A 254-nucleotide genomic window follows, 5' to 3' on the forward strand; every position below is an offset into this window, starting at 1 on the left:
AGCACTGGCCGGCATGGGGCTGGCACTGGACCTGACCCTGCGTGAGCGCCAGAGCAAGCTCAAGGCCAAGGGCCAGCCGTGGGAGCTGGCCAAGGCCTTCGATGGCAGCTGTCCGCTGTCTTCCTTCGTGGCGCTGGAAGGGCCGCGTTGGCGTGATGCCGATGGCGAGCTGCACAGCGTGGATTTCCAGGCGCTGCACTATCGCTTCGCCATCGACGGTGAGCAGCGCCAGCAGGCGGATACCAGCCTGATGC

1 protein-coding gene is annotated in these 254 nt (G+C 66.5%); it reads left to right on the forward strand.

The features are described from left to right. Window positions 1–254, forward strand: a 254-nt coding sequence (locus R0J88_RS21815) for a fumarylacetoacetate hydrolase family protein (protein WP_410901148.1), incomplete at both ends; no start/stop codon positions are given.

Origin of the sequence: Pseudoalteromonas sp. SIMBA_162 (assembly GCF_046535955.1) — a bacterium.
GTDB classification, from domain to species: Bacteria; Pseudomonadota; Gammaproteobacteria; order Enterobacterales; family Alteromonadaceae; genus Pseudoalteromonas; species Pseudoalteromonas marina.